We start from the raw sequence: 6000 nt of genomic DNA on the forward strand, positions 1-6000 counted from the left end.
CGAGACATGAGAGGATTCCCGGAAGAGACCATCTGTCCAGAAAAAGTTCCTCTCATAAGGTACTCACAGAAAAACACGTTTTGAGGGGGTATTAATCAAAATATTTTTTTATTTTCTTTACCGCACCGTTTATGCTCTCCCGGATGTTCTTCTCTCCGACCCCTTCTTTCGCTGCAATCTGCCGGTATGTCATGCCCTCAAAAAAATAAAAATGCAGCCGCTCTCTCTGCACTGGGGTGAGTGACTGCATTGCTTTCTGCAGGGTTTCTATTTCCATCTGCCGGATGACCGTATCCTCTACCGATTCCCCGGTCAGTTCCACCAGATCTTCCGTTTCTCCTTCTGTATATCCGTCCTTGGTCGTATGTCTGATATCCCGCATTTCCTGTGCGTGGGCTTCTTTGCGGAACGTATCGACAAGTGCCTCGTAGACTTCTCTGGTCACATAGGTGTATTCCAGTTCACCAACTGCATCTTTATAAAAATCCTTGACTCTGATCCTGATCCATTCTGACATTCAAATGTCCTCCATTTCGTAATTTTTTTGAAATGAAGGACATCTGGCGGACCTCTGGGTTCTGCTTTACTGGAAAAAGACAATAAAAAAAGGTGCTGTTCCCATGCAAAATAAAGCATGCAAAACTGCACCCGGATGTTATCCTTATGAACTTTTCCCTTTCTGCCGCCCCCTGCAATCCGGTGCGGCATGAATTCCCAAAAACATGCCACGCCTTTCTTCTCCTAAGCCTTTTTGCGGTACTATACTTGGAAAGAAAGTTCGCTTCAATATAAGTGTAATAAGTCTTACGGTACCTGTAATAAGTTACCGTTTCGTCTTGTCATCCCTCCTGTTTTCCAGAAAAAAAGTCCCTTCCGCATGTTCGGAAAGGACTATCCATTTTCGGTATGTGATTGTATCCATAACTGTGCTTTTCCTACGAGCATGAACAGTGCCGTGATGAAGATTCCCGTATAAACAGCGTAAGCATACGGTATCTGGCCTGCATGCCACAAAATGCCAAGCACAGCCAGTTCCAAAGCTGCGATCAGCCTTGCTTTTCTGCCAAAATGCTTTTGTTCCTCTTTATCCAGCTTCCGGTTCTTGCTGTGCATGGGACTGAGTAAAAAAATGATCCCTGCGGACACCAGCAATACTGCCAGCAGCCATGCCAGCGATGTCTTGTAAAACACAGCCTGTGTATAAACCGGAACCAGCAGCACCAGATTAGAACCAAGATAACAGAAAATCCTGCTGTCTGAGTGATATCCACCGGTATAACTGCGAAGAACCATAAAAGACAGGGTAAACACTGCCACAACCGCCAGTTGCTCTGTAAGCAGGCCGATGACCAGTGCTGTCACAACGTTTAGAAGCAGGATCATACCATTGCGTATTCCAAACTGGTATAATTCCTGCTCCTCCTCTTTTATGATTCCCCGCTCAACCATACGGTGGCTGAGCCATTTCGTCATGATTTAAAACCTTCTGAGTTTTTTGGAATCTTCCGGCATCTTGTCCTGTCCCAGATACCACATGCAGGAACGGTTCGTTGCCATGGTTGTCACCATAAGTGCCAGTGCTGCCATCACGCTCATGGATTTGCTGCTCAGTCGGTACATCCAGTTTCTTTTCTTCATTTTTAGTAAAACCCTCCTTTTTTTGATGTTTTCACTCTAACAGTTTCCATGTAAAAATCAATCTATCTGTAACAAGTTGCAGGTTTGCTGTAATAAGTTGCAGTCTCACTCCAGTTTTGCAACTCCGTTGAGCAGAAGGACTGCCTCAAAATGTTCCCCCTGATCCTTTAACATCAGCTCCCCACCGTATTTTTCTGCCACTTTCCGCACCGAACGGATTCCCCTGCCGTGTTTTATTTTATCTTTTTTGCTTGTCTGTTGACAGGAACTTGTCCCGGATGGCTTGCTGTTCTTAATGGATAAGAGCAGTCTGCCCTCCTGAAACTTTGATTCCACATGAACATACCGTTTTTCCTGTTCCACTGCCATCGCTGCCTCTATCGCATTATCCAAAAGATTCCCATACAGAACACCCATGTCCCCGATATCTACGGATACTCTCTGGGGGAGCAGCGTTGTAACCTGCATCGGTATCTCTTTCTCTTTTGCCTTTACGCTTTTTACTTTTAATATGGCATTCACCACAGGATTTGCGGAATAAATGATCTCTTCTGCCAGCCGGATATCTCCCAATACTTCCTGCAGTCTGTCCTTGATCAGTTCCGCACTTCCCTGTTCCGCCGCTGCGAGCAGTCCCGTCAGCCGGTTCTTCATATCATGCCGGATGTCCTGTATCTGTTCCTGATACCGTTCCATGTCCTGATAGTATTCGTTCCGGTATAAGATTTCCCTCTGGATCATTTCCTCTTCGTGCTGTTTTTCTTCCACTGTCGTATACTTTTCAATCATCAGAAAAATTACATAATTAGTGATGATAATGACAAAGATGATGCACATGCACAGCACGACCATCTGTGCTGAGATTAATTCTTTTGCAACCTCTATCAGTAAAAAGCAACTGATCAGGCTGCATAAAGGTATCATTGTCAACATATATTGCGTTTCTTTGGGCATTGCTGATAGTCGAATGCTTCTTCCAGATTTCAGTCTGCAAAACACCTCCACAATAGTTGCTTTCAAAAGTGCCATAAAAAACACGATAAAATAATATGAAACCGTGGTATCGTCCAACACCTTTTCCATGAATGCCTTATTAAACAAATATCCTAACGGTTCTGCAACTTCCATAATCCCCATATACAGCAGAACCGCAATCAGCCTGCTTACAATCCCTGCCTCATACTGGCAGACATATACACAGAGAATCGCCACCATCGTCACAAAATTCAGCCAGCTTATCCCCATCTGGTTCACCGCACTTCCAATCAGCTCGCACACTATCAGCAGAAGAACAGAAAACTCCATGGAAGTTTTTCTGTTTCCAATGAACTCCTCTAAATACCTGCGGTAAATGCAGAGGTCAAAAAGATTTATGACAAGCCTCACTCCATATAATGCCATGTCACATTCCTCCCTGCACAAATGCGATGTGCTTTTCCGTCAGCTCCTTCCGGTACCCTCTTGTCACTCCCAGCTCTGTGCCGTCTGTAAGCATGACCATGCCGCTGGATACGGAATGAACATGTTTCAAATTAACGATAAAAGAGCCATGAACGGCGGCAAACATGCGCTCGTCCAGTTTCTCCCATATTTCATTCAGGTTCATGTTGGACTGATATTTCATTTTCTTTGTGTGGATTATCGCCTGACGCCCCCGCTTTTCCAGATACAGGATTTCGTCAAACTTCAGACTATACCGCACCCTGCGGTAACTAAATGAAAAACTCTGATTGGTCAGATTCAGATAGGTTCCTGCCTTCTCAAACAGCACACGGAGCCTTTCTTCTGAGATTGGTTTTGGAATAAAATCAAATGTGACAACTTCAAATACACTTGGCATGTATTTGGTATAGCTGGTAAGAAACACCAGCAATGCTTTGGAATCTGTCTCACGGATCTGTTTTGCCACCGCAAGTCCGTCCATTTCAGGCATCTCAATATCAAGAATGTACATATCCGGCTTTTGCTCCGCATCTGCACATTCCCTCAATAATTCTTCCGGTCTGGTATAAAACACATACTCCACCGCATAGTCGATCATACGCAGTGTATAGCGTCTGATCCTTTCAATGTCCTGCTGATTATCATCGCAGATTGCTACCCTCATAAATCGTCTCCTTCTCAAAATATATTGATCAAATATACATCCCGGAGACTGTGCTGCTTTAACGGCCTGTCATCAGCTTTCTCATATACGCAAGCATACGGTCTATAAATGCATCCCGTTCCTCCCTGCTGCAGTTTGCAAGGAACAGTTCAATATCAACCTTATGATTTGTATCCCCCGTAACCAGATAAGTCGGCTCAATCCTGTACTTCTCATACAAGATCAGCATTTTCTCCGGCTGTAAGCCATAGACACCGCTTTCGATTTTGCGATAATGCTCTACCCCTACATCCAGCGTCTCTGCAAAAACTTCCTGCGTATATCCACTGTTTTCTCTGGCGGTTTGCAACCTTTTTCCAATCTGTATATTGATTTCCTTCTTCTCTGCTTTCATGGAATTCACCTCGCTTTTATGGTAATGATACCAACGAGAAATACCCGAAAACAGATTGTAATACAACACTTCAAAAGTCGCATTGCGACATGTCCCCATAAACGAAAAGTGAGCAGCAGACACCAATCTGCTACTCGCCTTCTATCTTTCTTTATTCTAATTACATTTCCTGTTATTCCACCAGTTTCCCAAGCACCACATGATTATATCGGCAACTCACAATCTTTTAACCAAAACCGTAGTTCCATAACAGTCACAGCAATTTTATATTTTACTTCGATTTCAACTTTTTCTGGTGGATTAGCTAAAAGCCTGTCAATATCCTGTTCCTCAACACCAGCCATTTTTGCTATCGTTAGCTTGGATATGCCATGATAGGAAACAAGCACTTCCAAAAAACCGCTTAATTGCCTATCCTTATCTTCAATCGCTCCGAAATACAGAAATCCTGCTTTGCTGAGTATTTTTCCACGCAATGCAGGATCATCTGGCAAACATTCCACATTGCCCATTACTACTCCATCTACTGTTTCTTCAGTTATTTCTAAATATTTTGAAAGAGTATTTTTATTAAAACGATACTCCTCAATTAAAGAAGTCAACATTTCTGAAATATTTTTTGTTTTAATCATATTTGTGCCCTAACACATTGTTTCTTTACTCTGTCAACAATTTATCCAGCAACATCTGCCTATTGTTAATAAACATTTCTGTCACTTGATAACTCTCTGTTTCTTCATATTCACATAAATGTATGCTTCCATTATCAAAACAATAGATATCTGCATCTGGTATGCCTAACAGAATAGGCGAATGTGTAACTATAAAAAATTGTGCTCCCTCTTTTGCACATCTATATATTTGTATTAACAATGTAAGCTGTCTCTGAGGTGATAATGCAGCTTCCGGTTCATCAAAAAGATACAGACCATTTGGCTGCAAATTGTTCTGCGCTAACGCGAGAAAACTCTCTCCATGTGACCTTTCATGATATTTAGCAGAAGGATGCGCAAAATCTGCATATTCTTCTTCCTGCGTTGCAACATTATAAAAACTTTCGGCTCTAAGAAAATATCCCCATTTTTCCTTCCGATAGCCTTTTGAAATTCTTATCGCATCACATAATTCTGAATGTGTATCATGCGTAGAAAAAACATAATTCTTTGTTCCACCCTCAGGATTAAAACCATGTGCTACGGCAAGTGCCTCCAATAAAGTGGATTTACCACTGCCATTTTCTCCGACAAAAAAAGTAACCGGTTTGTTGAAATCAAGTTTTTTAACACCCCCAAAAGCCTCAATTCTCTTTAAATAACTATCGTTATCAATTCTATCCCAATCGAATGTTACTCCTTGTATAAATTGATTATTCATTTCATTACCTTTGCTTTATTTTTTTATCTGAATTGTACCGTCTGCCATGAAAAACTGTACGTTTAACTCAGACATAATATCTTTGTGCTGCGTCCGTTTATATGCTAAAATTTCCCGGATATCGCTTGCGTAATCCTGATAGGTCAGATTCCCTCCCGAATATTTAATAGGTCATCCAATGCTTTCGGCAGACCATGTCCCTCCTATTTACCATTGCATCTACCCATTTATCACATTCATTCCTTTTGAAATGCTTTCAACTTTCACCGAATCCTCAAATGTGACTGTCATCTGTGTATCGTAAGTTTTCCATTCAAACTGTGACCAGCTTACACCGTTACCGGTATGCTCATAAGCCTTGATTGCATCGTTATATTGCTTTTTTTATCGGATAAAATAACTTGTTCTCCCAGCCCCATATCATCACACTCGTTTACAACCCCAAAGTCATTTTACTTGCGCTCCATAAATCCTATGATTGAAAAAA

The 6000-nt window shown here is 42.0% G+C and carries 8 protein-coding genes; all 8 read right to left on the minus strand.

Annotated features, from left to right (window positions below; genetic code table 11):
- Positions 1-91: 91 nt before the first annotated feature.
- A complete protein-coding gene (locus OCV96_RS08665) occupies positions 92-517 on the minus strand; it encodes an RNA polymerase sigma factor (protein WP_006859205.1) in 426 nt (141 codons plus the stop codon).
- Between the two features lie 374 nt (positions 518-891).
- Complete coding sequence (locus OCV96_RS08670; RefSeq protein ID WP_015559465.1) at positions 892-1473, minus strand: accessory gene regulator B family protein; 582 nt, start codon at positions 1471-1473, stop codon at positions 892-894.
- A gap of 3 nt (positions 1474-1476) precedes the next feature.
- The gene (locus OCV96_RS08675) at positions 1477-1638 is read right to left on the minus strand and encodes a cyclic lactone autoinducer peptide (protein WP_006859203.1); all 162 of its coding nucleotides are present in this window, start codon (positions 1636-1638) and stop codon (positions 1477-1479) included.
- A 105-nt stretch (positions 1639-1743) separates the two neighbouring features.
- Positions 1744-3039 carry a sensor histidine kinase gene (locus OCV96_RS08680; RefSeq protein WP_262594273.1) on the minus strand — a complete coding sequence of 432 codons (1296 nt, stop codon included), beginning with the start codon at positions 3037-3039 and terminating at the stop codon, positions 1744-1746.
- Between the two features lies 1 nt (position 3040).
- Positions 3041-3745 carry a LytR/AlgR family response regulator transcription factor gene (locus OCV96_RS08685; RefSeq protein WP_262594275.1) on the minus strand — a complete coding sequence of 235 codons (705 nt, stop codon included), beginning with the start codon at positions 3743-3745 and terminating at the stop codon, positions 3041-3043.
- A gap of 58 nt (positions 3746-3803) precedes the next feature.
- Complete coding sequence (locus OCV96_RS08690) at positions 3804-4139, minus strand: helix-turn-helix domain-containing protein (RefSeq protein ID WP_006859200.1); 336 nt, start codon at positions 4137-4139, stop codon at positions 3804-3806.
- A gap of 203 nt (positions 4140-4342) precedes the next feature.
- The gene (locus OCV96_RS08695; protein ID WP_262594277.1) at positions 4343-4771 is read right to left on the minus strand and encodes an HTH domain-containing protein; all 429 of its coding nucleotides are present in this window, start codon (positions 4769-4771) and stop codon (positions 4343-4345) included.
- A 25-nt stretch (positions 4772-4796) separates the two neighbouring features.
- On the minus strand, positions 4797-5513 hold the full coding sequence (locus OCV96_RS08700) for an AAA family ATPase (protein ID WP_195966107.1): 717 nt from the start codon (positions 5511-5513) through the stop codon (positions 4797-4799).
- Positions 5514-6000 lie beyond the last annotated feature (487 nt).

The sequence above is a fragment of the Waltera acetigignens genome, from assembly GCF_025567015.1.
Taxonomy (GTDB): Bacteria; Bacillota; Clostridia; order Lachnospirales; family Lachnospiraceae; genus Acetatifactor; species Acetatifactor acetigignens.

Coding starts and splice junctions, on each gene's coding strand:
- OCV96_RS08695 (WP_262594277.1), bottom strand. CDS start 4,771: ATGATTAAAACAAAAAATATTTCAGAAATGTTGACTTCTTTAATTGAG.
- OCV96_RS08665 (WP_006859205.1), bottom strand. CDS start 517: ATGTCAGAATGGATCAGGATCAGAGTCAAGGATTTTTATAAAGATGCA.
- OCV96_RS08670 (WP_015559465.1), bottom strand. CDS start 1,473: ATGACGAAATGGCTCAGCCACCGTATGGTTGAGCGGGGAATCATAAAA.
- OCV96_RS08675 (WP_006859203.1), bottom strand. CDS start 1,638: ATGAAGAAAAGAAACTGGATGTACCGACTGAGCAGCAAATCCATGAGC.
- OCV96_RS08685 (WP_262594275.1), bottom strand. CDS start 3,745: ATGAGGGTAGCAATCTGCGATGATAATCAGCAGGACATTGAAAGGATC.
- OCV96_RS08690 (WP_006859200.1), bottom strand. CDS start 4,139: ATGAAAGCAGAGAAGAAGGAAATCAATATACAGATTGGAAAAAGGTTG.
- OCV96_RS08700 (WP_195966107.1), bottom strand. CDS start 5,513: ATGAATAATCAATTTATACAAGGAGTAACATTCGATTGGGATAGAATT.
- OCV96_RS08680 (WP_262594273.1), bottom strand. CDS start 3,039: ATGGCATTATATGGAGTGAGGCTTGTCATAAATCTTTTTGACCTCTGC.